A 25,588-nucleotide genomic window follows, 5' to 3' on the forward strand; every position below is an offset into this window, starting at 1 on the left:
CCGAGGCCCGGGAGATAGGGGCTTTGGGCCGGTCTTCCCCGGCGGGCCGCCGGCCGCCGCAGCGGCGACGGCCGGCGGTCAGGCGTCACGGGGCGAGACTCGCGTACACGACCACGTCGCGCCGGTAGTGTCCCGACGCCGGGTCGAACGCTCCGCCGCAGGTGATGAGGCGCAACTGCGGGTCGGGGGTGGCCCCGTAGACGTCCTTCGTCGGGAACTCCGTCTTCGGGTACGACCGCACACGGTCGACCGTGAAGGCCACGACCCGGCCCTTCGCGTCGGTGACCTGGATCCGGTCGCCCGGCCGCAGGGACCCCAGGCCGGTGAAGACGGCCGGGCCGGTGCGGGAGTCGACGTGTCCCGCGATCACGGCGGGCCCGGGGGCGCCCGGACGGATGCCATCACCGAACCATCCGGCGCGCGCGGGGTCCCGAGGCGGCTGGAGGCGGCCGTCCCGGTCCGTCGGCAACCGCTCCAGGATGGTCCGTACGCCGAGGGCGGGGATCCGCAACATGACCGGCTCGGCGTACGCGCCCGACCGGCTGCCGTTCGGCGGGGCGGCGGGCGAGAGGGCTGCGGGCGGTTCCCCGGCGGCCGGCCGGACGGCGGTCGGCGGAGTCCCGGCCCGCGGCGCGGCGGGCGGCAGGACTCCCGGCGACGGGATTCCGGACGACGGGATTCCGGTCGGCGGGGCGGCGGGCGCCGAGGTTTCGGTCGGCGGGCCGTCGGTCGGCGGGACTCCGGTCGGCGGGGCGGCGGGCGCTGGGGCTTCGCCCGGCGGGCCGTCGGGTAGCGGGAGCAGCCGGGCGGAGGTCGCCCACGGCGGCGGTGCGACCGGACCGGCGAGTCCGGCGAGGCCGCCGAGGCCCGTTTCGACACTGCCGCGCGGCGTCCGGCGCGGCGCGGTGGCGTCGCGCAGGTCGAGTAGCCGGGGCGCCGACGGCCCGTCGAGCACCACGAGCGTGTGGATGGAACCGGGGCGCAGCGACAGCCGTGCCGTCAGCGGAGCCCCGGACGCGCTCGCGACGCGAACGGTCGTCGTGCCCGCCCGCATCGGGCGGTACCCGGTGACGGTGGGGAACCGGAGGCCGTCGGCGAGCGGCCGGTCATCGGCGGTGACGGTCACCGTCGGCCGCTTGAGCGACGCCTCGATGACGCGCAGCGCCGAACGTCCGGGCGGTACGGCGAGCGCGTCGTCCAGGACCCTGAGCGTGATTCCCTTGTACGGGCCGAGGCCGGCGACGGTGTAGGCCTCCCGCGCGCGGACGCGGACGCGGGCCGACAGGACCGGCGGGCTGGACGCCGCCGCGTCGGCGGGCCGCATCGCGACGGTGTAGGCGCCGCCGCTGAGCCGCTGGTACGGCGAGAGATCGCCGTAGCCCACGTGTTTCAGGACCAGCCGCGGCGTGGTCCGTCCCGCGGCGTACAGGTAGACATCGACGGCGGGTGTGTCCGGCGACAGGTGCGCGAGCCGGAGGTAGCCGTCGCCCGGGGCGGCGAGAGCGGAGGACGACCCCGGCAGCACGACACCTAAGACGGTGACGGCGACGAGGACGGAGCCACGCCCGATGAGGCTCCGGCCGGACGGCTGCGGGGGGCGGGTGGTCATGGACGGTCTCCTGACAGGCTCGCGCCCGCGACCGGCGCGGGCTGATGACATCGACGAGAGAGCGGACGCGACCGGGATGACCCGGTCGGTTCGGCTCTGCGTGAAGTCTTCCTCACGGATTGCCGTCATGTCCCGTGATCGGGCTGATGCCCTCTTCCCGCGCTGGCCGCTCCCGGCCGCGATCGGGCCGGTATCGCCACTCCCCGGGACCGCGTCGGCGTCCTCGCCTCCGATCGGGCCGGTGTCGCCACTTTCCGGGATCGCGTCAGCGTCCTCGCTTCCGATCGGGTCCGTACCGGGCCGCTGCGCGGACACCCGGCCACGAGCGGGCCGGGAACGGGCCAGTGGACCGATCGGACCTGGCGCGGGGCGGGCGCGCGGCGGGCGTGGGGCGGGCGTGGGGCGGCGACCGACCGGGCCGGGCGCGGACCTGGCACGGGCCGGGCGCGGGGCGGGCGCGGGGCGGGCGCGGGGCGGGCGACCGACGGGCCCGGCGCGGGCCGGCGACCGGTGGCGGGCACGCGCCGCGGCCGGTCGCCGGAGCCCTAACAGTCGGTCAGCCGCCGTTGATGAGGTGCATGGCGAGGTCCGGGCTGAACTGGCCGGCAGGGATGCCCTTGCCGACCCCGCAGGGCCCGTCGGAGTCGCCGGGGACCTTGACCCACAACAGCATCTCCGCGCCGCCGCCGGTGCGGGACGGCGTACCGAGCTTGCGGCCCGCCGGGTTGCACCACTCGCCGTTCTTGGAACCCTTGCCGTTCCGGCTGGTGTCGACGACGAAGTGGCGCGTGTAGCCGTACTTCGACTTGAGCGCCGCGTTGACGGCCTTCGCGTACGAGGCCGACTGGGCGGTCGTGTAGTAGTTGGAGACGTTGACGGCGAAGCCGCGGACGCTGCCGACACCCGCGGACCGCAGCCGCTGCGCCATCGTGGCGGCGGGGATCCACTTGGCGTTTCCGGCGTCGAGATAGGCCCAGGTGTTGGGTGCCTTGGCCTTGAACTGGGCGGCCGCGTAGCTCAGCAGCGACAGGCGCGTCTTGCGCTCGCCGTCGTTCGGCAGGCAGTCCACCTGTGCCACGGCGTCCGGTTCGATGACGACGACGGCGGGCCGGCCGCCGATGCCCGCGGCGAACTTCGCGATCCACGTCCGGTACGCCGCGGCGCTCCCGGCGCCGCCCGAGGACGCCCCGCCACAGTCCCGGCCCGGGATGTTGTAGGCGACGAGGATCGGCAGCTTCTTCTTGGCCTTGGCCGCCGCCGTGTAGCCGGAGACTGCCTTGGTGATGTCGCCGCTCCAGTTACCGAACCAGCGAGCCATCGGCTTGGTGGCGATGGAGGCGTTGATGCGCTTCGCCCGTGAGTCTCCGCGGTGGTTCTTGACCCAGGTGGCGGGGTTGGAACCCGGGTCGACGTAGAAGCCCTTGGTCGACGTGAGCGGGCTCCCGGCGGCCGCGACCCCTCCGGCCGCGTCGGCGGCCCGTTCGTGCCCGGCGGTCGCGCCGGCCGGATGACCGGGCGAACAGGACGTCGCGAGTGCGGCCAGGGCCGCGAGCGCGACGATGCCGTCGCGGCGCAACGCGCGTTTCATGCGTTTCCTCCTCAGCGGATGCCCCCGAGGCAGCGTTTTTGATCTTGAGGGACCCTAGCGGCCGTGTCGGCCGGATTCCGGAATATCGCCCAAAAGACCGCCCGCCCCGAGGGGGCGAGCGGCGACGGAGCGTGGTCGCCGGGCCGGGCGGCGACCATGGCGGCCACGCTCCGCCCTTCCAGTCGCCTGGGGGTCTGAGAAGGTTGCCGCGAATTTTCCTTGCGTCACAGAAACGGTCATTCGTCTCATTAATCACGCACCGTGACGAATGAGTGGGTACCGGGATGGCCCAGGGGGGCTATTGCCACGAACGCGGCATCTGTGGTGCCATTTGAGCCGGTTAGGGATCTTGAATCTGATTCATGTAATGCCCGCGGAGACCGGTGAGGCCCTTCATGCGTTCCCCTAAGCGTTCCGGCAGGTGGTCCCTGCGGACGAGGCTGCTGGTGATGGTCCTCGTGCCCCTCGTCTGTCTGGCCGGGCTGTGGGCGTTCGCCGCGTTCCTCACGTCGCGTGACGCCCTGAACAAGTACGAGGCGTCGACCGCGTACAACAAGGTCGCGCTGCCCGGCGCCGCCCTGTCGGCGATGCTGCAGCGTGAGCGCGTGGCCTCCGCCGTCCTGCTGAGCACCCATGGCCGGCAGGGACGGAACGAGGTCACCGAGGGCCGGGCCGCCGCCGACGCCGCGCAGGCGGCCCTCCGCAAGTCGGTGCTGTCGGACAGCGCCCGGCGCTCCATCAGCCCCACGACCGAACAGCGGCTGAGCGACCTGTGGACGCAGCTCGACGGGCTGTCCGGCCTGCGCGGTCAGGTCGACTCCGGGTCGCTGGACAGCCTGCGGATGATCGGTGACTACGACACCCTGATCGAGTCCGTGATCCGGGTGTTCAGCACCATGATCGTCATCAACGACTCCGAGATCTACCAGCAGGGCACGGCGCTGGTCTCCTCGACCATGGCGCGCGAGCTGGTGATGCGCGAGGACGCCATCGTGACCTCGGCGCTCGTCGGCAGGCACAAGCTCACCGCTCCCGCGTACGCCATGTTCACGCAGAGCGCGTACAACGAGCGCTACCTCTTCGACGCGGCGCGTGCGGAGCTGAAGCCCTCGCTGCGCACGCCGTGGGACGAGGTCGCCGACTCCTCGTCCTTCACGACGTTCCGCGCGCTGGAGCAGGCGATCATCGACTCGCGCGGCGGGCGGCTGCCGGCGCAGACGGCGGCGGGTTGGCAGCCAACGGTGACTCCGCTGATGACCTCGTGGGCGAAGGCGACCATCGACGCCGGTACCGCGCTGACCAACGAGGCCAAGCCGATCGGTGACCGGATCGTCCTCTTGCTCTACCTCGCCGCGGGCATCGGTCTCTTCGCCATGGCGATCTCGATCCTGGTGTCCGTGCTGTTCGGCCGCGCGCTCACGCGGGAGATGTCCGGCCTGCAGCGCGCGGCCCTGAACCTCGCCGAGGAACGCATGCCGCAGGTCATCAAGCGGCTGCGCGGCGGCGAGGAGGTGGACGTCGCCGCGGAGAGCCCGCCGGTGGAGGTCGGCAGCAGCAAGGAGGTCTCCCGGGTCGCGGACGCCCTGAGCACCCTGCAGCGGACCGCCGTCGAGGCGGCCGTCGGCGAGGCGCGCCTGCGGAAGGGAATCAACCAGGTCTTCCTCAACCTCGCGTGGCGGAACCAGTCGCTGCTCCACCGCCAGCTCGCCATGCTCGACACGATGGAGAAGCAGGCGCGCGACCCGGACGTCCTCGACGACCTGTTCGCCCTCGACCACCTCACCACCCGGATGCGGCGCCACGCCGAGGGCCTGGCGATCCTGTCGGGAGCAGCGCCCGCCCGCGGCTGGCACAACCCCGTGGGGATCCGCGACATCCTGCGGGCGGCGGTCGCCGAGGTCGAGGACTACACCCGGGTCGACGTCGAGGCCGCCACGCCGGCCGCGCTCGACGGCGCCATCGTCGCCGACGTGACGCACCTGCTGGCCGAGCTGCTGGAGAACGCCACGGCGTTCTCCCCGCCCACCACGCAGGTGCAGGTCCGGGGTGAGCTCGTCGCCCACGGCTACGCCGTCGAGATCGAGGACCGGGGCATCGGCCTGAACGACGAGGAGCTCGCCGAGGCCAACGGGCGCCTGTCGAACCCTCCGGAGTTCGACCTGCTCGACAGCGACCGGCTCGGCCTGTTCATCATCGGCCGGCTCGCCGAGCGGCACGGGATCCGCGTCACCCTCGGCCGGTCCCCTTACCAGGGCGTCCGGGCGGTCGTGCTGATCCCGCCGGAGCTGGTGGCCGGTGACGACGGCGGCGACTACGAGCAGACCTGGGCCGACGAGTCGCCCATCGACGCGGCCTGGCATTCCGTCGTGCAGGTCGAGCCGCCCGTCGAACCGCCGCCCTCGCTGACCGCGCCGCTTGAGCTCGCCGCCCCGGCGATCGACCACTGGGCCGACGGCCCCGTGTGGTCCGGTGGGGGCGCCTGGGAGTCCCCGGACTTCGCCGCGTCCGGCTGGGCGGGTGAGGACGTCCAGCCGCCGCACGAGGGCTGGACCGATGACGACGCGCCCGAACTGCCGAAGCGCGTCCGCCAGACCAACCTGGCGCCCCAGCTGCGCGACGAGTCGACCTGGTCCGCGCCGCCGGCCGGCGGCGCCGCCACGACCCGTCCGCCGGAGGAGACCCGGTCGCTGATGTCATCCCTGCAGCAGGGATGGCAGCGCGGCCGGGAGGCTCCGGACCTGGACGAATGACCGGCGAGTGGGGAGTGGGCGAATGCTGGATACGACGGGTGAGCTGAACTGGCTGCTCGACGATCTGGTGGGACGCGTCGCGCGCGTGCGGCAGGCGATGATCCTCACCGGGGACGGGCTGCCCATGGGAATGTCCCGCGGGATGGACTCGGCGGAGGCCGAGCGGTTCGCCGCGCTGGCGGCCGGACTCCACGGGCTCGCGCGTACGGTCAGCGAGCGCGTCGAGGGCGGAGGCATCCGCCAGACGGTCATCGAGCTGGAGAAGGCGTTCCTGTTCGTGGTCACGGCGGGAGACGGCACGTGCCTGGCGGTCGTCAGCGAAGGCGACGCGAACATCGGACTGATCGCGTACGAGATGGCGCGGCTGGTCAAGCGGGTGCGGCGTCACCTGGCCACCGGCGCGCGGTCGACGGCCGGTAGACCGGACGGAATGCCGGGGGGAGCGTGATCCCCGTTGACCGCGCCCAAGCGCCGGTGGTTCGACGACGCGGCGGGCCCGATCGTCCGACCCTATGCGGTGAGCCGGGGCCGGACCCGGGAGTACGGGGAGACGCTGGACATGCTCGCCGTCATCGTCGGCCGGGCGCCGGCGCGGGAGGACCGGCGGTGGCTGGATCCGGAGCACCTGCGGCTGCTCGGCCTGTGTCGGCGGCCGGTGACGGTCGCCGATCTCGCCTCCGACCTCGGACTGCCCCTCGGCGTCGTCCGTGTCCTGCTGGGAGATCTTCACTACTGGGGCTTGATCAGCGTGCGGCCTCCGCAGGCGCACGTGTACGCGCACGACGAACGGATACTCAGGGCAGTGCTCAATGAGCTATACACACTTTGAACCGGCCGTCGGCACGCCGGAGTCACCGGTGGCTATCAAGCTCCTCATCGCCGGAGGGTTCGGAGCGGGCAAGACGACACTGGTCGGCACGGTCAGCGAGATCCGGCCGCTGCGCACCGAAGAGGTCCTCACGAGCGCGGGGGTCGGCGTCGACGACACCTTCGGGGTCGCCGGCAAGGAGACCACGACGGTCGCCATGGACTTCGGGCGCATCACGTTCCGGAACAACGTGGCGCTGTACCTGTTCGGCACCCCCGGGCAGCAGCGCTTCTGGTTCATGTGGGACGAGCTCGCCAAGGGCGCGGCCGGCGCGGTGGTCGTCGCCGACACCCGGCGGCTCGCCGACAGCTTCGCGGCGATCGACTACTTCGAGCAGCGCGGGACGCCGTTCGTCGTGGCCGTCAACTGCTTCGACAGCGCGCCACGGTACGACGTGCACCGGGTCCGCGCGGCCCTCGACGTCGACTCCGAGGTGCCGATCATCCTGTGCGACGTACGGCGCCGCGAGTCGGCCAAGCTGGTGCTGGTCTCGATCGTCGAGCACGCGCTGCGGCTCGCCGGCCGGCGAGCCCCGGCGAGGTGACGGCGCGCCGCACCGACGCCGCAGGGACCAGGGAACGAGACGGAAGATTCATTATTTGAACATCGTCTCGGTAACGATCAGAAATTGTTTGATCGATTTCCATGGCCGAGCTGGATTCGGTACTGTTCTACCGTTTTATGGCCCGCATGCATGATCGCTTGCGCCCCCCCGACAGCGACTCATGAAAGGACGCCACCCTTGGGTACCGCAGTGCTTCCCCTCGCATTGCCGCCCTGCCGCGTGATCGCTGCCTTGAGTGCCTCCGCGGATGTGGGAATGTGAACATCTTCCTATGGATCACCCTGCTCGCCCTCGTGTCCCTGATACTCGCCGTCCGGGGTCGTCGCCGGTCCGTGGCGCCCGCCCCTGAGCCGGAGGACGGGTACCCCGAGTCGATGACCGCTGTCCTGCCCCCCGGCGACGAGGAATACCTCGCCTGGCTGGCTGATCATTCTTGGCCTGCCGACGAATACCTTGATCTCGAACGTGACTGGCGTTCCGAACTTGCGTCGATCGCCGTTCATGTCGATCATGATGGCCCCGTTTGTCCCGGTTGCGAACGTCCAGGCGACGATGTGTGGCCCTGTCCGAATTGTGGTCTTTTGGTGCATTCGACGTGTGGCCACGGAATGCGCCGCAGAAAGATCGCTAAGCCCTACCGTACGCGTGACATGGACTCCGAGTCGGTCGTCGCCGAATGGGTCTGCTGCCGGTGCGCCTCGATCGTCGGGCTCGACGTGGACCGCGGCGACGAGGAGACCGGGCACGGCCTCCACCAGTGAGCACGGCCGTTTACTAGCGGGCACGGCCTCCACCGGTGAGCACGCCGCTCACGCCATGCGGCGCGACAGCGCGGCCAGGACGTGGGCCGCGCCGCGCGTCGCCGGGTAGAGGTCGCGGTACAGGCCGTACAACTCGTCGTACGTCTCCCCGGCCGCCGGGTCGGGGGTGACGACGCCGGCGGGTGGGTTCCACTCGCCGGCGGACAGGCCCACGGCCCGCCCGGCCAGCAGGGCGTCGCCGTAGCACGCGCCGATCGTCACGGACGGCAGGATCTGCGGCCGGCCGAGCACGTCCGAGACGATCTGCGTCCACAGTCCGCCCTGAGTGCCGCCGCCCACCGCCACCAGGCGCTTGGCCGCGCCGCCGGCCGACCGCATCGTCTCCAGGTTGTGACGCACGCCGAAGGCCGTGGCCTCCAGGGCCGCGCGGTACAGGTGCCCGCGCTGATGACGCAGGGTCAGGCCCAGGATGAGCCCGCGCGCGTCCGGATCGAACAGCGGCGTCCGCTCGCCGGCGAAGTACGGCAGCATCAGCAGGCCGCCCGCTCCGGCGCCGGCCGCGCGCGCCTCCTCCGTCAGCTCGGCGTACGAACCTCCGGTCAGGTCCCGCAGCCAGCCGGTGACCGCTCCGGACGTGGCCATCCCGGCCGCCAGGTCATAGGTGCCCGGTGTGACGCCGACCGTTCCCCACAGCGCCGGCCAGGCGCGCCGCTGCGCCAGGACCTCGATGAGGAACATCGTCGTGCCGTACATCACCATGACATCGCCGGGGTCGGTCACTCCGACGCTGACCGCTTCGGCCCAGGCGTCGATGGTCCCCGTGACGACCGGCGTGCCCGGCCGCAGGCCGGTCCGCTCCGCCGCCGACGCGGTGACGGTGCCCGCGATCTCCCCGGGCCAGCGGAGCGGCGGCAGCTCCAGGCCGGGCGCGATCTCCGCCGCCCAGCCGTCGATCCAGGCGTGCTCCCGGCTGTCGTACAGCGGTGTGCACTGGCTCGCGGAGTGGTGGTCGAGGACGTACTCGCCGGTGAGCTCGTGTACGAGAAAGGAGCTCGCCATGAAAAGCCGGCGCGTCCGCTCCCACACGTCGGGCTCGTGCCGCCGGAGCCAGGCCAGTTTCGGGCCGACGGCCTGGGTTGTCAGCGGGGATCCGCCGCGTTCGACGATCGCCTCGGCGCCGTACCGGCGGGTGAGCTCGTCGATCTCGGCGACGGCGCGCGTGTCGACGCCGTACAGGATCGCGGGCCGTAGCGGGCCGCCTGCAGCGGAGGCCGGCAGCGCGCACGGCCCGATCCCGCTGACGCCCACCGCCTCCACCCGCGCCGCGTCGTGTGAGGCGAGGAGCTCCCGGGTGACCTCCCGGAACCCGGACCACCACACGTCGTGGGCGTCGTGCTCGGCCCAGCCTGGCTGCGGGCTCGACACGGTGTGCTCGCGGACCGCGGTCGCGACGACCGTCCCGTCGGGAGTGGTGAGCACCCCTTTGGTGCTCGACGTGCCGACGTCCACTCCGAGCAGAAGCTCCATCCCGTTCCCCTTCACGTGAATCGGCGGGGCCCGTCGGTTCCCTGAACCGGCGAGCCCTGGTGCGGCCGGCCGTACGACCGGCCGCGTCGTCCGTGCCGTCCTCCGTCAGCCGCCGGCCTTGCCGGACATGTCGTACTGCTTGTACAGATCCGCCGCGTTGTCCTTCGTCACCTGCGTCGTGTGCAGGACCTGCTTCTTGGGGACCGGCCTGCCGTGGGCGATGGCGTCGGCGGTCTCAGCGGCCTCCTTCGCGGCGGTCGGGTAGACGAACGTGCTGGACAGCTCGCCCAGCTGGACGGCCCGGATTCCGCCGTCCGGGATCGCCAGGCCGTCGATGCCGATGAACTTGATCTGGCCCTCGCGGTGCTGGGCCTTGGCGGCGAGGTACGCGCCGAGCGCCATCGGGTCGTTGTGCCCGTACACCAGGTCGATCTTGGGGTACCTCGAGAGCCACTGCTGCATGACCGGCACGGCGTCGTCCTTGAGCCACTTGGCCTCACGGCCCGCGATGATCTTGATCTTGGGGTTCGCCGCGATGGCGTCGCGGAAGCCCTTGTCACGGTCGATCTGCGGCTGGTCGGACAGGATGCCGCGAAGCTCCACGACGTTGCCGCCGTTCGGCAGTTCCCTGGCCGCCTCCTCGCCGGCCTTCTTGCCGATCTCGTAGTTGTCGCCGCCGATGAAGGACGTGTAGCAGTCGGTGTTGACGCTGCGGTCCAGGATGATGACGGGGATCTTCGCCTGGCACGCCTGCTGCACGGCCGCGGTCAGCGGCGCGGGCTCGTTCGGCGAGACGATGAGCACGTCCACCTTCTGCTGGATGAAGCTCTGCACCTGGCTGACCTGCGTCGCGCTCGACTGGTGGGCGTCGGAGATCGGCAGCAGCTTCAGCCCGGGGTGCTGCTTCACGAAGTACTTCAGCTGCAGGTTCAGCTGGGCGCGGTACGGCTCGGCGTTGTTGGACTGCGCGTAGCCGATGACGAATTCCTTCTTCCCGCCGGAGGCGGTGCCGCCGCTCGACGGGGCCTTCGACGCGCAGCCCGCGCCGATCACCGCCAGCGCCGCGGCCGCGGCGGCGTAACGAAGAACTGATCTCACTGTTCGTCTCCTTCTCGGGATGAGGAACCTTGGGGCGAGGAACCTCGGGATGAGGAACCGACCAGGCGCCTGATCGGGGTGATGAGAGCGGTGAAGAAGCCGGGCCGCTGCAGCACGACCGCCACGACGACGATCAGGCCCTTGATCACGAGCTGCCAGTTGTCGCTGACCGCGTTGAGCCCCAGGACGTTGTCCAGCAGCGTGAGGATCAGGGCGCCCACGAACGTGCCGGCGATCGTGCCCCTGCCGCCCGCCAGGCTCGTGCCGCCGATGACGGCCGCCGCGATGGCGTCCAGCTCATAGGACTGGCCGGCCAGGGGGTCGGCCGAGGCGCTGTACGCGGCGTCGATCGGGCCCGCGAAGCCGGCCAGCATGCCGGACAGCACGAACACCGTGATCGTCACGGCCGTGACGTTGACGCCCGACAGGCGGGCGGCGGTCGCGTTGCCGCCAACCGCGTACACGTGACGCCCGAAGCGCGTCCTGGAGAGGATCAGCTGGAAGATGACGCAGACGACGACCAGCGCGAGCACCGGATAGTAGATCCCCTGCCCGAGGACGCCGGTCAGCACGTTGTGCCCCGGTGTGCCGAGGCCCTGGAACGCCGCCGCGTGCGGGGTGAGGTGGCCCTGGTCGTTCACCACCTGGGTGCCGACGCTGACGTTGTCGCTGTACTGGCGGTCGAGGCCGCGGACCACCGACAGCATCGCGAGGGTCATCACGAACGACTGAATGCGGAACCACGTCGAGCCGATGCCGTTGCACAGCCCGAAGAACGCGCCCACCAGCATGCAGATGGGCACGATCTCCCACGGCGTCAGGTTGTGATGGACGAGCATCATCGCCGAGACCATCGAGCCCATGCCGAGGATCGAGCCCACCGACAGGTCGATGCCGCCGGTCAGGATCACGAGGGTCACCCCGACCGCGAGGATGCCCCGTGAGGCGAACGCCCCGACCGAGTTGGTGAGGTTCGTCTGGTTCCAGAAGACCTCGCCCTTCGTGGCGAGCCCGAGTGCGATCACCAGCACGAGCCCGATGTAGCCCTGCAGCGAGCCGAGCATCGGCAGGAGCCGGCCGAGTCGTGTCCTCAGGTCCGGCCGGGCTCCTCCGAGCGCGGTCCCGGCCGCGCCGTCCTCGCTCATCGCGCGAGCCCCCTTGTCCGTCGTCTCAGTCATTGGTCACTCCGGCGAGCACGGCCTGACGCGCCATGGCGGCGGCGAGGATGTCCTCCTGCGTCGCCTTCGGCCCGTCGGCCGGGTCGCGGTGGAATTCCCCGGTGATCCGTCCCTCGCAGAGCACGAGGATCCGGTCGCACATGGCGAGCAGCTCCGGGAGCTCGGAGGAGACCACCAGGAGCGCGGTCCCCGTGGCGGCGAGCCGGCTCATCAGGGCATGGATCTCCGCCTTCGCCCCGACGTCGATGCCGCGCGTCGGCTCGTCCAGCAGCAGCACCTTCGGCTCGGTCAGGAGGCACTTGGCGAGCACCACCTTCTGCTGGTTGCCGCCGGAGAGGTTGTTCACGATCGCGTTCGGGCCCGGCGTCTTGACCCGGAGCTCGCGGATCTTCTCGGCCACGGCCGCGCGTTCGCGCCGCCGGTTCACGAACAGCCGGGAGAACCTGCCGAGCGCCGCGAGGCTCGTGTTGAACGCCACCGTGTTGGTCAGGACGAGGCTCTGCGCCTTGCGGTCCTCGGCGATCAGCGCCAGGCCGCGCCGGATGGCGTACTGGGGCGAGCGGGGCCGGTAGGGCCGGCCGTCCAGCTCGATCCGTCCCCGGACCCTTCCGTACGCGCCGAACAGCGCCTCGAGGATCTCGCTACGGCCCGCCCCCATCAGCCCCGCCAGCCCGACGATCTCTCCCGGGCGTACGGCCAGGCCGACGTCGTGCAGGGCCGTACGGCCGCCGTCGGGGGAGAGGCCGAGCCCCTCGACCCTGAGCCGGACGCCGTCGTGGCGCCCGCCAGGACCGGGGTCGCTCGCCGAGTCGCCGTCATGAGGTTCGGCGGGGTCGCGCGGGAACAGGTCACCGAGCGGGCGGCCCACCATCATCTGGATCAGTTCGGGCCGGGTCGTCTCCGCCATGGCACGGCGCCCGACGTACGTGCCGTCGCGCAGCACGGTCACCGAGTCGGCGATCTCCTCCAGTTCCTCGAGCCGGTGCGAGATATAGATGACGCCGACGCCTCGGCCGGTGAGGTCGCGGATCACCTGGAACAGCCGGTGTACCTCGGCGTCCGCCAGCGCGGAGGTGGGTTCGTCCATGACGAGGATCCGCACGTTCAGGCTGAGGGCCTTGGCCACCTCGATGAGCTGCTGCTCGGCGATGCGGCACCGGCCGACCGGCCGCCGCGGGCTCAGCCGCAGGCCCAGTCCCTCGAGCAACTCGGCGGTCCGGGCGTGGAGGGCCTTGCGGTCACGGGTGCCCCAGGGCGTGCGGGGTTCGCGGCCGAGGAAGATGTTGTCCGCGATGGACAGCTCCGGGACCAGGTTCAGCTCCTGATGGATCATCCCGATGCCGTGCCGCTGCGCGTCCTTGGGGGAGTGGATCGTCACCGGCTCGCCGCCCACCTCGATGACGCCTTCGTAGTCGGCGTGCACGCCGGCGAGGATGTTCATCAGCGTCGACTTGCCGGCGCCGTTCTCGCCGAGCAGCGCCGCCACCTCGCCGGCGCGCACCGACAGGTCGACGCCGGACAGCGCCCGCACGCCGGGAAAGCTCTTGGCGATGCCGCGCATCCGCAGCACGACGTCGTCGCTCATCGGATGCTCCAGGCGCCGTAGGAGGCCGCGGACCACGCCGTGCCGGCCGGGGTGAGGGTCACCGTGATGACACGCCTTCCGGCGGTGACGCTCGCCGGCAGCTGGTAGGCGTCGTCGAGCCAGCGGTGAGTGGTGTTGCCGAGCGGCTGCAGCCAGTCCTGGAGCGGGTGGCCGTCGACGCTGACCCGGGCACGCTGGTACGCGGTGCTCTGATCACCGGTGCGCCGCAGGACGACGCCCCGGTTCGCCGGGTCGACCGCGAGCCGGAAGGTCACGGGTGCCGTCGTGGCCCGGGTGGCCGCGGTGAGCGCCGTACCGGTCCCCTCGAACGTCGAACTCAGGTTCGCCACCGGGCCGGGGTCGGCGGAGGTGTAACCGTGCGCCTTCTCACTGGCCGGATCGCCCAGGGTGAGCGTGTCGGTGTTCCGGGTCGACGGCGTCGTGGCGCCGTACCAGAACGCGGTGGTGGAGTAGTTCGCCGCGACGTCGTCGACCGGCCCGTGCTCGATGCCGAAGGTGATCGCGGAACCGAACGGCACCGCGTCCCCGATCATCAGCCGGTACGCGCCGGTGCAGTCGGAATCCGCCGCGCAGCCGGTCGTGGCGGTCAGGTGGGCCGGGTCGCCGTTGAACGGCTCGGTGTAGGTGTCGCGGTTGAAGTACCAGCCGCTCTGGTAGAAATCCTCCGTTCCGGTGCCGTGGATCTGCGGGCTGCGCGCGCCGTCGGTGTAGACGCGCTCGTCGCCTTCGAGGAAGCCGCGGTTCGCCGGGCCCTGCATGCTCGCGCTGACCCCGACGAACCTGCCCTGCCCGGTCGCCTGAAGGTACGGCCAGTCCGCGCCCTGCTCGGTGGCGCCCGAGCGCGACTGGGCGCCGAAGTAGCCGTCCCCGGTCACGGCCCGATGGGCCGAGCTCACGCTGGCCTCACCCGCGGTGACGGCGAGCGGCGAGCCGTTGTACAACTCGACGGTCGCGCCCTTCCGGTAGGGCATCGGCCACCAGGCGGCGTAGGCGTGCCCGGCCGGATCGATGCCGGTGAACAGGGAGCGAACCGGTGCGACCGCGAAGCCGGAGCCGAAGAACTCCCCGAGAGGAGAGTCGACCGTCCGCCGGCCGTCGAAGGTGATCCGCAGCCGCAGGCCCTGCAGCAGCTGCCGGGCGGTGCGCGCTTTGGCCGCCTGATCGGCGTCGAACGGGTAGGCGAATGTGCGGTCGCCGTGCCAGGTCTGACCGGCGATGGCGTAGTGGTGCGCGGCCTCGTCGGAGGCGTTGCCGACGTCGACGGTGTCGGTGCGCTTCAGGCCGCCGCTGACGTGGCCGTCGGCCCAGTAGGTGAACTCGTTGTAGTCCAGGTCGGAGGAGACGAACGTGTTGGTGATGGTGAGCCGGGACTTTCCGGCGGTGACGCTCGCCGGCAGCTCGACCGACTCCTCGGCCCACTGCCCGGCACCACGAGGCTCGGTCGGGCCCCACCGGCCGACCTCCTGTCCGTCGACCGACACCGTGGCGACCTGATGCCCGATCTCCGGGTCGTAGCGGCGGGTGAGCCGGACACCGTCGTTGGCCGGGTCCACGGCGACCGTGAAGGTGCTGGAGCCGTTCCGGCCGAAGGCACGGCCGTCGTCCCGCACCATCTTGGGGATCACCTGCTCGGCCTGCGGAAGTGTCAGCCGCAGCCCGGTCAGCTCACCCGAACCGGTCGTGCGCGCCAGGCGCGCCGTGGCCCCGGGGGCGAGGTTCAGTGGCGTGCGCTCCGTGACGGCATGGGGCGACGCCGGCTTCGGATCCCGGGTCCCGGCGGCCCGCAGGGTCGCGATCACGTCCGCCGCCTTGTCGGACGGGTCGAAGGTGCTCACTCCGCGGTCGTCGGCGAACGTGCGGTACGTGACGTGGTAGAAGATCGGGTTGTGCTGGGTGGTGATCCGCATCGACCGGCGGAACGCCATCGGCACCTCGACGTAGACGCCGCCCGAACTCTGGTCGGCGTTGGCGACCAGCGGGTGGACGAACGGCGCGCCGAGTTTGCCGTCCACCAGGTCCTGCAGGGGCGCGTGCACGACGTCGCGCCCGTCCAGCGTGATGGTGATGTCACCGGTGGCCCGCACGTCGCCGTTGTCGCGGGTGAACCAGATCGCGTCCACCTCACCGGGCCCGGAGTGCTCGGCGATCACGCAGCCGTCGGCGGCGGTGCGCAGGCAGGAGTACCGGCCGTCGAAGCCGTCGTCGTTGCCGCCGGTCCGGTCGAAGCTGGAGAACTGCTGGGTACGCACCCCGCTGGTGAGTTCGGGGAGCCGGTCCAGGTGCCGGTAGACGTCCCAGCCGACCGGCCCCTTGGCGTCGGCCGAGGCCGGCGACGGGGCGGCGCCGGCGGGGCCGGTGACGCCGACCAGCAGGCCGGCGACCAGCGCGCCGGTGGCCGGCAGGAGGATCGAGGGCCGTCTCATGACACGTCTCCGAAGCCGTCGAAGTCGACGTCGAGGAGCTCGCACACCGCACGCAGCTCGGCGACGTACTCACCGGGCACGGCGTGGATGTGGTTGGCCCCGAAACGGGACAGGAACTCGTCGGCGCCGACGCGCAGCCGGGCGAACGCGTGCGGCCACTCGTAGGTCGACTGCCGCATCATCGCCTCGTTCGTCGCCTCGTCGTACTGCTCGAACGCGCCGCGCATGACGTGCATCCGGTACCGCCCGTCGTGGCGGGTCAGCCGCGCGAAGGTCGCCTCACCGGGCGCGGCGAGGTGGTGCACGGACGCGCCGCCGGCCGGGAAGTAGAAGACCTCGGGGTGGAAGTGGGTGCGCGCCAGGTTCTCCGCCGGGTCGGCGGAACGCGCGGCGTACCAGGTCGCGTGCTGGCCGGAGTTGCACAGGTCCCAGACGTCCTTGGCGGCGTGGTAGTGCCGGACGTCGGCGAACAGCACCGGATCGCCGGAGAGCAGCTTCAGGATCTGCATCGTCAGCGCGCCGTCCATGTCGGCCTCGGTGGCGGTGACGTGCGTCTCCTTCGCGCCCTCCCAGTCGTACGGGTCGTTGAGGAACGCCTCGGTGACGTCCATGGTCGTGAAGTGGGTGGTCAGCTCCGGCTGGCCCTTGATGCCGGAGAAGTCGAGGTTCCACTCCTCGATCAGCTCGCGCATCGCGTAGTAGGAGCGGATCTGGCGTTCGAGGAGCTCGGGGGTCAGCCGGTCACCGTCGTAGTGGACGTTGCCGTGCTTCTCCAGCCAGGCCCGGCCGGCGGCGACCCGGGCGGCGTCGGCCTTCTCGGCGCGCCGGACGATCTCCCACTGGTCGATCTCCTCGACGTCCACGCCGAACTGCCGCATCCACTGGTCGGTGTTGCCGACCGCCGTGTACATGCCCATCGGGCGGCCGCCGATCCGGCCGAACGTCGAGCCCCGCAGCCGGCGCACGGCGGTGGCGGCGCGGACCTGCGTGAGGATGCGGTCCTTGATGTCGGCGGGGTCGCCCCACACCCGGGCGTGCACGCGGCCGACCTGGTCGAGGGCGCCGCCGCCGGCCAGCATGCCGACCATGCCGGGGTACTGCGGGTCGATGTTGCCGACGAGCAGCAGCGGGCCCGGGGTGGCGTCCGCGGCGAGCATCGTGAAGTGCGGGAACGCCCAGACCGAGTAGTTGAAGATCGTCAGATCGGGCTGGTGGGCGGCGACCCACCGCGCCTCGGCCGTGGCGAGCTCGTTGGTCCAGATCGTCTCCCGCGCGACGACGACCTCGTGACCCTCCGCGCGCAGGACCTCGGCGAGGACACGTGTGGACTCGCCGACATGGTCGGCGATGTCGCGGGCGACGAAGTCACGCCCGTCGGACATGCTGAGTAGACCGATTCGCGCCACGTCTTGACCTCCGAAAATCGTTCTGACCGTGTGGGGGGTCGGTTCACGACCGGGTGCTGTAGAGTGCGAGAAATCGATTTCTGAAATCGATTTCTCGGAACGTAGAACCTCGTGCTGGGTCTGTCAACCCCCCGCCGAGCGGTCGTGGACAATGAACCGGGACACGGAGTAGGGGCTGATCAATGGGTCACGTGACGATTCGCGACGTCGCTCGGGCGGCGAAGGTCTCACCTGCGACCGTGTCGCGTGTACTGAATACATCGGAGACCGTCGCGCCGGAGCTGAAGGACCGCGTGCTGGCGGCGGTGAAGGCGCTGGACTACCGGCCGAACAGCCAGGCGCGCAGCCTCCGCACCCGGGCGACCACGGTGCTCGGGCTGATCATCTCCGACATCACGAACCCGTTCTTCACCGGGATGGTCCGAGCGGTCGAGGACCGGGCCAACGAGGCCGGCTACTCGGTCGTGCTGGCCAACGCCGACGAGGATCTGCGCAAGGAGCAGCGCTACCTCGAGGTGGCCGCCGCCGAGCGGATGGCCGGCGTCCTCCTCTCGCCGGCCTCGGTGACCGACACTCGGATCGACGTACTCGTCGAGCGCGGCATCCCCGTGGTGACGATCGACCGCCGGCTCCGGACGGCCGCCGTCGACCGGGTCGTGGTCGACAACCGGCGAGCGGCCATCGAGGCGACCCGGCATCTGATCGAGCAGGGCTGCCGCCGGATCGGCTTCGTCGCCGGCCGGCCCGGGACGACGACCGGAGAGGGCCGGCTCGCCGGGTACAAGACGGCGCTCAAGGAGGCGGGGCTCCCGGTCGAGCGGGAGCTCATCGTCGGCGGTGACTTCCGCATCGACGGTGGCCGGGAGGCCACCGAGCGCCTGCTGGCGCTGAAGGACGCCCCGGACGGCCTGTTCGTCGCCAACAACCTCATGACCATCGGCGCGGTCAACGCGCTCGACCAGGCCGGGGTGCGCTGCCCCGACGACATCGCGCTCGTGGGCTTCGACGACATGACCCCGGCGCTCGACATGCGCTCCCGGCTCACCGTCGTCAGCCAGCCGACGTACGAGATCGGGCGGCAGGCCACCGAGCTGCTGTTGCGCCGGATCGTCGGCGAGACCTTCCCCGTCCGCCACATCGTGCTGTCCGCGGAGCTGAAGATCCGTGAGAGTTCGCTCCGCGAACGGGCATGAACGCACGGCAGGGCGGAACGAGCGTTGACGCGGCCCGGCCGTACTGCTTACGGTCGTCATACCGACCAGTCGGTATGGCCCTGCCCGTACGGCGGCCGGGCGCGGCGACAGGCTCGCGAAGGGACGGCACATGGACTTCGGATTCGACCAGACGACCATCGAGTACCGTGATCGGCTGCTCGACTTCATGGACTCCCACGTCCATCCCGCCGAGCCCGTCTTCGCCGCGCAGGCCGCCGAGCGCGCCGGCACCTGGACCACGCCGCCGGTCATCGAGGGCCTCAAGGCCGAGGCGCGCGAACGCGGCCTGTGGAACCTCTTCCTGCCGCACAAGGAGCACGGCGCCGGGCTGACCAACCTGCAGTACGCCCCGCTCGCCGAGATCACCGGCCGGTCCCCGCACATCGCCCCGGTCGCCCTCAACTGCGCGGCCCCCGACACCGGGAACATGGAGATCCTCTCCCTGTTCGGCACGCCGGAGCAGAAGGAACGCTGGCTGGAGCCGCTGCTGGACGGCGCGATCCGCTCGGCGTTCTGCATGACCGAGCCGGCCGTCGCGTCCTCCGACGCCACCAACATCTCCCTGCGCATCGAGCGGGACGGCGACACGTACGTCCTGAACGGCCGCAAGTGGTGGTCGTCGGGCGCCATGAGCCCGGCCTGCGAGATCCTCATCGTGATGGGCGTGACCGACCCGGACGCCCCGCCGTACCGCCGGCAGAGCATGGTGCTCGTGCCGAAGGACACGCCCGGCGTCACGATCAAGCGCGGCCTGACCGTCTTCGGGTACGACGACGGCACCCACGGCGGCCACGCCGAGATCGACTTCGAGGACGTCCGCGTCCCCGTGGCCGGCGTCCTGCTAGGCGAGGGCGAGGGATTCCGCATCGCGCAGGAGCGACTGGGCCCTGGGCGGATCCACCACTGCATGCGCGCCATCGGCATGGCCGAGCGGGCGCTGGAGCTCATGTGCGAGCGGGTCGTGTCCCGGACCGCCTTCGGCGGTCCGATCGCCGACCAGGGCGTCGTGCAGGACTGGATCGCCGAGGCGCGCATCCGGATCGAGCAGGCCCGCCTGCTGGTCCTCAAGACCGCCTGGCTGATGGACACCGTCGGCAACAAGGGTGCCCGCGTGGAGATCTCGGCGATCAAGGCGACGGTGCCGGAGATGGCGAGCTGGGTGATCGACCGGGCGATCCAGGCGCACGGCGGCGCCGGCGTCTCGCAGGACTACCCGCTCGCGGACCTGTGGGCCGGAGTGCGCACCCTGCACCTGGCGGACGGTCCCGACGAGGTTCACAAGCGGTCGATCGCCCGCCGCGAGCTGGCCCCCTACCGGGGGAGATGATGGCCTCCGGCGACGACCGCCCGCTGCCGGAGCGGCTGCTGGCGGTGGCCACCCGGCTGTTCGCCGAGAACGGCTACGAAGGCACCTCCGTGCAGGAGATCGTCGCGGCCGCCGGGGTGACCAAGGGGGCGATGTACCACTATTTCGCCGCCAAGGACGACCTCCTGTACGAGATCTACCACCGGCTGCTGGCGCTGCAGACGGAGCGGTTGCAGCGGTTCGCGAGCACTCGGGGGCCGGCCGAGGAGCGGCTGCGCGCCGCCGCCGTCGACGTGATCGAGACGAGCCTCGCCCACCTGGACGAGGTGACCGTCTTCTTCCGCTCCATGCACCTGCTGCCGGCCGAGAAGCAGAAGGCGGTGCGCGCGGAGCGGCGCCGCTACCACGAATGCGTCCGCGCGCTGGTCGAGGAAGGCCAGCGGGAGGGGACGTTCCAGGCCGGGGTCCCGGCGGACCTGGCCGTCAACTTCTTCTTCGGCGCGGTCCACCAGATCAGCACGTGGTGGCACCCCGACGGGCCGCTCGACGCCGTGGCCCTGGGCGACTACTACGTGGGCCTCTTCCTCGACGGGCTGCGGACCGGGAGCGGCGTGTCCGAAAGCCGATGAATCTTTCGCCGCCACCGCGGTAGATGGAGGACATGCGGAAACTCTCATTGGACGCGGTGAGCCGGGAACAGCTCGAACGTGCCGGCGCAGGGGCGGCCGGCCGGAGCGCCACGACCGTGTACGGAGGCCATGAGCACGCGCTGAGGCAGACCGTCGTCGCGCTCACGGCCGGTTCGACGATGGACGAGCACGCGAGCCCGGGGGAGGCGACGGTGCACGTGCTGCGCGGCCGGGTACGGCTCGTCGCCGGGGGCGACCACTGGGAGGGCCGGACGGGTGACCTGATCGCCGTGCCCGACGCCCGGCACAGCCTCGAGGCGCTCGAGGACTCGGCCGTCCTCCTCACCGTGGTCAAGCTGCCGAACGGGACCTGAGCCTCTCTGCGCGGTCGATTCGAACCGGGGCCGTCCGCCCGGGTACGGACACCCGTCAGTCACCGGCGCGCGGAGAGGGAGACCTCCGGTTGAACGTGCGCCGGTACTGGCCTGGGGACACTCCGACCAGGCGGGTGAAGTGGTGGCGCAGATTCGCCTCCGCGCCCAGGCCGCTGCGCTCGGCGACGCGGCTCAAGGGCTCGGACGTGGACTCGAGCAGTTCACGTGCCCTCTGCACACGCTGGGCCAGCAGCCACCGCAGCGGTGATGTCCCCGTCGCCGCGTGGAAGCGGCGGATGAGCGTACGGGGGGTGACGTGCTGCCGGCGTGCCAGGTCGGCGATGGTGAGGGGCTTGTCGAGGTGCTCGGCGGCCCAGTGGAGCAACGGGGCCAGGCCGTCGTCGTCCTGCCGGGCCAGGGGGGTCTCCACATATTGGGCCTGGCCGCCCGCGCGATGCGGGGGCACCACGAGCCGCCGGGCGAGCAGGTTGGCGATCCGGGCGCCGAAGTCCAGACGGACCAGGTGCAGGCAGAGGTCGATGCCCGCGGCGGTGCCGGCGCTGGTCAGCACGTCGCCGTCGTCGACGTAGAGGACGCCGGGATCGACGGTGACCTTCGGGAATCGCTTCGCCAGAAGGTCGGCGTACATCCAGTGGACGGTGGCGCGCCGGCCGTCGAGCAGCCCGGCGGCGGCGAGAACGAACGCGCCCGAGCAGAGCGACACGACACGCGCTCCGGACCGGTGGGCCGCACGGACCGCCTCCACCAGGTCGGGAGGCTGGGCGTCATGGACGTCGGCGCAGGCCGGCACGATCACGGTATCGGCGTCGGCCAGCCGATCCAGGCCGTGCGTCGTGCCCGCCACGAAGCCGGCCCCGAGCGTGGTGCGGCCCGGCTCGGCGGCGCATATCCGGAAGTCGTAGAGCCAGGGGTCGGCCAGATCGGGGCGGGCGCGCCCGAACACCTCACACGGGATGGCGGCCTCGAAGATCGGCACATCCTCGGTGACGGCCAACGCCACGGTTCTAGCGGCCATGTCACTATTTTAGCGGTTATCGTCATTCTTGCCACTGGCCCTGACGGCCCGGTCATCGGGAGCCTGTGATGTATGACCGAATCCGCGAACATCCGGCGGCGGGCGGGCGCCGTACTGGCGGTCGTGTGCGCGGCCCAGTTCCTCACGATCCTGGACCTGTGGGTGGCGAACATCGCGCTTCCGGTACTGCGGTGCGACTTCTCCCCGGCGACGCTGCCGGAGGTCTCCTGGATCCTGGACGCCTACGCCATCGTGGTCACGGCTCTGCTCGTCCCGGCCGGGCGCGCGGCCGACATCGTCGGCCGCCGCGCGGGTTTCCTGGCCGGTCTGATCCTCTTCGGCATCGCGTCGCTCGGCTGCGCGCTGGCCCCGACACTGCCGACCCTGATCGCCTTCCGGGCGCTGCAGGCGACCGGTGCCGCCGTGCTCATGCCCACCTCGCTCGGGCTCGCGCTGTCGGCGTTCCCCGAGCACCGGCGGGGCACGGCGGTGGGGATATGGGCCGCCGTGGGAGCGGCGGCGGCCGGCGGCGGTCCGGTGCTCGGCGGGCTGCTCGTCGAGTGGGACTGGCGCTGGATCTTCCTCATCAACGTTCCCCTCGTCCTCGCCACCCTGGCGGCAGGCGTCGTCGTCCTGCCCCGTAGCGGCGGTCGGGGAACCGGCCGGCACGTCGACCCGTGGGGAATGCTCCTGGCCCTCGGGGCCATCGGCCTCGTCTGCACGGCGCTGACCGAGATCCAGGATTGGCCCGCGGCGTGGACCTGGACGATGCTGACGACGGGGCTCGTTCTGGCAGCGGCGTTCGTCGCGCACATCCTTCGCCATCCCGATCCCGTGGTGAAGCCACGGCTGTTCTCCGTACGGGCGTTCAGCGCCGGCGCCGCCGGACTGGTCACGTACTACGTGGGCTTCGCCGCGATGCTCCTCGGCACCACTCTGCTGCTGACCGAGCAGTGGCACTTCTCGGTCGTCCGGGCCGCGCTCGGCATCGCACCCGGACCGCTCGCGGCCGGCGTCGTGTCGCCCTTCTCCGGCCGGCTGTCGGCGCGTTTCGGGAAGCGGAACACCATCCTGGCGGGCGCGCTCCTGTTCGCGATGGCCGGGGCCTGGCCGCTGCTCACCGCCGAGGCGGCCCCCGCCTACCGGGGTGTGGTCCTGCCCGGCATGCTGCTCTGGGGTCTGGCGAACGCGCTCATCCAGCCGTCGTTGTTCGCCTGCGCCGACACGGTCCCGCGTGCCGATCTGGCGTCGGGATCCGCGGTGCTGTCCATGGCGCGCCAGCTGGGCTCCGCCCTTGGCGTGGCCGTGCTCGTCGCTGTGCTCGGCGCGGACCGGACGACCGGCATGGCCGGTTTCCACCGCGCCTGGCTCGTGGTCCTCATCACCGCCGGCCTGACCGGCTTCGCCGCGCTCGGTGTCGCCGGGCGGCGGGCCGACGGCGCCGTGCTCGCGGAACTCGAGCGAGAGGCCGGCCGAGCGATCCAGGAAGCCGATCGTTGAGACAGCAAACGTTTTCTATGTTGGAAAATGTGCGAAATATGTTCATACGCCTTCCTTATTGACAGTTTGCGTGTATTTGGGCATTAATTATCGCCATCTGAACCGGGTGCCTCCGGGAGCGGCAGGCGTGACCAGGGAGTTGGCGTCATGAGGGCGGACTCAGATACGGGCTCGACCATGCCCGGCGTCGGACTCACGAGACGCGCGCTGCTGGCCGGCGCGATCGCCACGGGAGCCGGCGCCGCCGGGATCGCGACGGCGAGGACGGCCACGGCCGAGGAAACGGATCCCCCCGGACGGTCGTGGTCCGTGATCTCACCGGGTGGGCGACTACACGCCCGGCTGGCGTGGGGACCGGCCGGCCTGACCTGGGCGGTGAACCTGCACAGGCGGCCCGTGCTGCTGCCGTCGACGCTCGGGCTGCGGCTGGACTCGGGCGCCGTGCTCGGGCCCGGCGCGACGCTCACCGGATTCCGCCGCGACCGGATCCACGGGCACTGGACGCCGGCGTACGGGCGGCGGGAACGGCTCACCGAGGAATGCGCCGAACTCCAGGTCGACCTGGTCGATCCGGCGACGAACACGGCGTTCAGCGTCATCCTGCGCGCCTACGACGACGGCGTCGCGCTGCGCTACCTCCTGCGGAACGCTCCTGGAGACGCCGTCACCATCGCCGCCGAACAGACCCGCTTCCGCTTCCCCACCGGAGCCGTGCTGTGGGCGAGCCGCGACGAGTCGGACTACAGCGCGGTGTCCCCGGGCGCGATCCCGGTCTCGAGCAACGGAGCCGGTGACAACGGTTCCCTCGCCGACATCCCCGTCACCGTGCGACTGGCCGACGGCGGCACCGCGTGCATCGCCGAGTCGGCGCGCGAACACTACCCGCGGCTGCTGCTCGCCTCGGTGCCGGACGACGCCGACACCGTCGTGTCGTACCTGGCCACCTCCGCGCAGCGCGGCGGCGGGCCGATCCAGTCGTCGTTCTCGGTCGCCACGCCGTTCGCCACCCCGTGGCGGACCCTCATCGTGGGCGGCAGCGCCGCCGACCTGGTCGACCGCGGCGACCTGGTGACCACCCTCGCGCGGCCCAGCGTGCTGGCCGACACGTCCTGGATCAAACCCGGCAAGGCGTTCCGCTGCAACCTCACCACGGCCGAAGGGCTGGCCGGCGTGGACTTCGCCGCGGCACGAGGCCTGCAGTACGTCGAGTTCGACGCCGGCTGGTACGGCCCGGAGAACAGCCCGAGCTCGGACGCGACCAAGCCCATACCCGCACTGGACCTCGGGCAGATCATCGAGTACGGCCGCAGCCACGGCATCGGCGTGATCCTCTACGTCAACCGCATCGCGGCCGAGCGCCAACTCGACCAGATCGCGCCGCTCTACCAACAGTGGGGCGTGGCCGGCGTGAAGTTCGGGTTCCTCCTCGAGGGCACGCAGGAGCAGAACGACTGGATCCTCAACTCCATCCGGACGTTCGGCGAGCACAAGCTGCTGGTCAACACCCACGACGACCTGCGGCCGGCCGGCCTGGAGCGCACGCTGCCCAACTACATCACGATGGAAGGCGTCCGCGGCAACGAGCACTTCCCGACCGCCACCCACAACGTGACGCTGCCGTTCACCCGGAACGTGGCCGGCCCGATGGACTACACGATCTGCTACGCCCAGTCGCGCGACCAGACGACCAACGCCCACCAGCTGGCCATGGCGGCCGTCTACTACAGCGCGCTGGAGTGGATCTACTGGTACGCCAAGCCGAGCCAGTTCGCCACCGGGTATCCGGAGCTGTCGTGGTTCGACGCGGTCCCCACCACCTGGCAGGAGAGCCGGGCCCTCAGCGGTGAGATCGGCGAGCACGTCGTCGTCGCCCGCCGGAACGGCGGCACCTGGTTCCTGGGCGCCATGACGAACGAACAGGCCCGCACCATCGAGGTCGGCACCGACTTCCTGGAGCACGGCGAATGGCAGGCGCACGTGTACGCCGACGGCGCGCCTGGGAGCGCTCCCCACGGCACGCCGGTGGTGCTGTCGGAGCGCACCGTCCGAGCCGGCGACACGCTGCGGCTCGACCTCGCGCCATCGGGCGGGCAGGCCATCCGCTTCGAACGCCGCTGACCGCCCCCTCGCCGTAGGCGACACCGGTCCGG

Annotated in this window: 20 protein-coding genes; 10 read left to right on the forward strand and 10 right to left on the reverse strand. The window is 71.3% G+C overall.

The features are described from left to right. Window positions 1–85 precede the first annotated feature (85 nt). Complete coding sequence (locus AB0I04_RS28640) at window positions 86–1,609, reverse strand: class F sortase (protein WP_360890892.1); 1,524 nt, start codon at window positions 1,607–1,609, stop codon at window positions 86–88. A gap of 556 nt (window positions 1,610–2,165) precedes the next feature. Then, on the reverse strand, window positions 2,166–3,197 hold the full coding sequence (locus AB0I04_RS28645) for a glycoside hydrolase family 6 protein (protein WP_360890894.1): 1,032 nt from the start codon (window positions 3,195–3,197) through the stop codon (window positions 2,166–2,168). Window positions 3,198–3,592: 395 nt separating this feature from the next. Here AB0I04_RS28645 and AB0I04_RS28650 point away from each other — a divergent pair, with 395 nt between their 5' ends. The 4 genes from AB0I04_RS28650 to AB0I04_RS28665 are packed head-to-tail and all read left to right on the forward strand — an operon-like array spanning window position 3,593 to window position 7,359. Beyond that, window positions 3,593–5,947 carry a nitrate- and nitrite sensing domain-containing protein gene (locus tag AB0I04_RS28650; RefSeq protein ID WP_360890897.1) on the forward strand — a complete coding sequence of 785 codons (2,355 nt, stop codon included), beginning with the start codon at window positions 3,593–3,595 and terminating at the stop codon, window positions 5,945–5,947. 22 nt (window positions 5,948–5,969) lie between these two features. After that, window positions 5,970–6,395: a roadblock/LC7 domain-containing protein gene (locus tag AB0I04_RS28655; protein ID WP_360890900.1), complete on the forward strand. Its 426-nt coding sequence runs from the start codon at window positions 5,970–5,972 to the stop codon at window positions 6,393–6,395. A 6-nt stretch (window positions 6,396–6,401) separates the two neighbouring features. Continuing rightward, a complete protein-coding gene (locus AB0I04_RS28660) occupies window positions 6,402–6,776 on the forward strand; it encodes a DUF742 domain-containing protein (protein WP_360890903.1) in 375 nt (124 codons plus the stop codon). Next, the gene (locus AB0I04_RS28665) at window positions 6,757–7,359 is read left to right on the forward strand and encodes an ATP/GTP-binding protein (protein WP_360890906.1); all 603 of its coding nucleotides are present in this window, start codon (window positions 6,757–6,759) and stop codon (window positions 7,357–7,359) included. The genes AB0I04_RS28660 and AB0I04_RS28665 overlap by 20 nt, the downstream gene beginning before the upstream one ends. A 290-nt stretch (window positions 7,360–7,649) precedes the next feature. Here AB0I04_RS28665 and AB0I04_RS28670 read toward each other — a convergent pair whose 3' ends face one another. The 7 genes from AB0I04_RS28670 to AB0I04_RS28700 all read right to left on the reverse strand — a co-directional run bounded on the left by AB0I04_RS28670 (window position 7,650) and on the right by AB0I04_RS28700 (window position 17,379). Then, complete coding sequence (locus tag AB0I04_RS28670) at window positions 7,650–7,892, reverse strand: hypothetical protein (protein ID WP_360890909.1); 243 nt, start codon at window positions 7,890–7,892, stop codon at window positions 7,650–7,652. Window positions 7,893–8,189: 297 nt separating this feature from the next. Next, window positions 8,190–9,668 (reverse strand): FGGY-family carbohydrate kinase, encoded by a 1,479-nt coding sequence (locus tag AB0I04_RS28675; RefSeq protein ID WP_360890912.1) that lies wholly within the window; start codon window positions 9,666–9,668, stop codon window positions 8,190–8,192. A gap of 105 nt (window positions 9,669–9,773) precedes the next feature. After that, window positions 9,774–10,766 carry a substrate-binding domain-containing protein gene (locus AB0I04_RS28680; RefSeq protein ID WP_360890915.1) on the reverse strand — a complete coding sequence of 331 codons (993 nt, stop codon included), beginning with the start codon at window positions 10,764–10,766 and terminating at the stop codon, window positions 9,774–9,776. Further along, window positions 10,763–11,944: an ABC transporter permease gene (locus tag AB0I04_RS28685; RefSeq protein ID WP_360890919.1), complete on the reverse strand. Its 1,182-nt coding sequence runs from the start codon at window positions 11,942–11,944 to the stop codon at window positions 10,763–10,765. Before AB0I04_RS28685 ends, AB0I04_RS28680 begins: the two co-directional genes overlap by 4 nt. After that, entirely contained in the window at window positions 11,937–13,529 is a 1,593-nt protein-coding gene (locus tag AB0I04_RS28690) for a sugar ABC transporter ATP-binding protein (RefSeq protein WP_360890922.1), read from the reverse strand. The genes AB0I04_RS28685 and AB0I04_RS28690 overlap by 8 nt, the downstream gene beginning before the upstream one ends. Continuing rightward, window positions 13,526–15,973: a glycoside hydrolase family 172 protein gene (locus AB0I04_RS28695; RefSeq protein ID WP_360890924.1), complete on the reverse strand. Its 2,448-nt coding sequence runs from the start codon at window positions 15,971–15,973 to the stop codon at window positions 13,526–13,528. Before AB0I04_RS28695 ends, AB0I04_RS28690 begins: the two co-directional genes overlap by 4 nt. Next, window positions 15,970–17,379 carry an L-fucose/L-arabinose isomerase family protein gene (locus AB0I04_RS28700; protein WP_360890927.1) on the reverse strand — a complete coding sequence of 470 codons (1,410 nt, stop codon included), beginning with the start codon at window positions 17,377–17,379 and terminating at the stop codon, window positions 15,970–15,972. Before AB0I04_RS28700 ends, AB0I04_RS28695 begins: the two co-directional genes overlap by 4 nt. 182 nt (window positions 17,380–17,561) lie before the next feature. Here AB0I04_RS28700 and AB0I04_RS28705 point away from each other — a divergent pair, with 182 nt between their 5' ends. From AB0I04_RS28705 to AB0I04_RS28720, 4 genes are all read left to right on the forward strand, one after another. Further along, window positions 17,562–18,572, forward strand: coding sequence for a LacI family DNA-binding transcriptional regulator (locus AB0I04_RS28705; protein ID WP_360890929.1), 1,011 nt, complete (start codon window positions 17,562–17,564; stop codon window positions 18,570–18,572). 130 nt (window positions 18,573–18,702) lie between these two features. Next, window positions 18,703–19,920 (forward strand): acyl-CoA dehydrogenase family protein, encoded by a 1,218-nt coding sequence (locus tag AB0I04_RS28710; protein WP_360890932.1) that lies wholly within the window; start codon window positions 18,703–18,705, stop codon window positions 19,918–19,920. Further along, window positions 19,917–20,528, forward strand: coding sequence for a TetR/AcrR family transcriptional regulator (locus AB0I04_RS28715; RefSeq protein ID WP_360890935.1), 612 nt, complete (start codon window positions 19,917–19,919; stop codon window positions 20,526–20,528). The genes AB0I04_RS28710 and AB0I04_RS28715 overlap by 4 nt, the downstream gene beginning before the upstream one ends. 32 nt (window positions 20,529–20,560) lie before the next feature. Next, window positions 20,561–20,902: a cupin domain-containing protein gene (locus AB0I04_RS28720; protein WP_360890938.1), complete on the forward strand. Its 342-nt coding sequence runs from the start codon at window positions 20,561–20,563 to the stop codon at window positions 20,900–20,902. A 55-nt stretch (window positions 20,903–20,957) separates the two neighbouring features. Here AB0I04_RS28720 and AB0I04_RS28725 read toward each other — a convergent pair whose 3' ends face one another. Next, on the reverse strand, window positions 20,958–21,938 hold the full coding sequence (locus tag AB0I04_RS28725; protein WP_360890941.1) for a helix-turn-helix domain-containing protein: 981 nt from the start codon (window positions 21,936–21,938) through the stop codon (window positions 20,958–20,960). A gap of 72 nt (window positions 21,939–22,010) precedes the next feature. On the opposite strand from AB0I04_RS28725, the gene AB0I04_RS28730 reads away from it, so the two are divergent. Then, on the forward strand, window positions 22,011–23,438 hold the full coding sequence (locus AB0I04_RS28730; protein WP_360890943.1) for an MFS transporter: 1,428 nt from the start codon (window positions 22,011–22,013) through the stop codon (window positions 23,436–23,438). Between the two features lie 147 nt (window positions 23,439–23,585). Next, window positions 23,586–25,556 carry a glycoside hydrolase family 97 catalytic domain-containing protein gene (locus AB0I04_RS28735; RefSeq protein WP_360890946.1) on the forward strand — a complete coding sequence of 657 codons (1,971 nt, stop codon included), beginning with the start codon at window positions 23,586–23,588 and terminating at the stop codon, window positions 25,554–25,556. Window positions 25,557–25,588 lie beyond the last annotated feature (32 nt).

This window comes from Actinoallomurus sp. NPDC050550 (genome assembly GCF_040655075.1).
GTDB lineage: Bacteria > Actinomycetota > Actinomycetes > Streptosporangiales > Streptosporangiaceae > Actinoallomurus.

What these genes read in the sequence shown, in the direction of transcription:
- AB0I04_RS28690 (WP_360890922.1), bottom strand. Translation starts at nt 13,529, where the DNA reads ATGAGCGACGACGTCGTGCTGCGGATGCGCGGCATCGCCAAGAGCTTT.
- AB0I04_RS28720 (WP_360890938.1), top strand. Translation starts at nt 20,561, where the DNA reads ATGCGGAAACTCTCATTGGACGCGGTGAGCCGGGAACAGCTCGAACGT.
- AB0I04_RS28695 (WP_360890924.1), bottom strand. Translation starts at nt 15,973, where the DNA reads ATGAGACGGCCCTCGATCCTCCTGCCGGCCACCGGCGCGCTGGTCGCC.
- AB0I04_RS28685 (WP_360890919.1), bottom strand. Translation starts at nt 11,944, where the DNA reads ATGACTGAGACGACGGACAAGGGGGCTCGCGCGATGAGCGAGGACGGC.
- AB0I04_RS28705 (WP_360890929.1), top strand. Translation starts at nt 17,562, where the DNA reads ATGGGTCACGTGACGATTCGCGACGTCGCTCGGGCGGCGAAGGTCTCA.
- AB0I04_RS28735 (WP_360890946.1), top strand. Translation starts at nt 23,586, where the DNA reads ATGAGGGCGGACTCAGATACGGGCTCGACCATGCCCGGCGTCGGACTC.
- AB0I04_RS28715 (WP_360890935.1), top strand. Translation starts at nt 19,917, where the DNA reads ATGATGGCCTCCGGCGACGACCGCCCGCTGCCGGAGCGGCTGCTGGCG.
- AB0I04_RS28710 (WP_360890932.1), top strand. Translation starts at nt 18,703, where the DNA reads ATGGACTTCGGATTCGACCAGACGACCATCGAGTACCGTGATCGGCTG.
- AB0I04_RS28730 (WP_360890943.1), top strand. Translation starts at nt 22,011, where the DNA reads ATGACCGAATCCGCGAACATCCGGCGGCGGGCGGGCGCCGTACTGGCG.
- AB0I04_RS28725 (WP_360890941.1), bottom strand. Translation starts at nt 21,938, where the DNA reads ATGGCCGCTAGAACCGTGGCGTTGGCCGTCACCGAGGATGTGCCGATC.
- AB0I04_RS28675 (WP_360890912.1), bottom strand. Translation starts at nt 9,668, where the DNA reads ATGGAGCTTCTGCTCGGAGTGGACGTCGGCACGTCGAGCACCAAAGGG.
- AB0I04_RS28650 (WP_360890897.1), top strand. Translation starts at nt 3,593, where the DNA reads ATGCGTTCCCCTAAGCGTTCCGGCAGGTGGTCCCTGCGGACGAGGCTG.
- AB0I04_RS28645 (WP_360890894.1), bottom strand. Translation starts at nt 3,197, where the DNA reads ATGAAACGCGCGTTGCGCCGCGACGGCATCGTCGCGCTCGCGGCCCTG.
- AB0I04_RS28655 (WP_360890900.1), top strand. Translation starts at nt 5,970, where the DNA reads ATGCTGGATACGACGGGTGAGCTGAACTGGCTGCTCGACGATCTGGTG.
- AB0I04_RS28670 (WP_360890909.1), bottom strand. Translation starts at nt 7,892, where the DNA reads ATGATCGACATGAACGGCGATCGACGCAAGTTCGGAACGCCAGTCACG.
- AB0I04_RS28640 (WP_360890892.1), bottom strand. Translation starts at nt 1,609, where the DNA reads ATGACCACCCGCCCCCCGCAGCCGTCCGGCCGGAGCCTCATCGGGCGT.
- AB0I04_RS28665 (WP_360890906.1), top strand. Translation starts at nt 6,757, where the DNA reads ATGAGCTATACACACTTTGAACCGGCCGTCGGCACGCCGGAGTCACCG.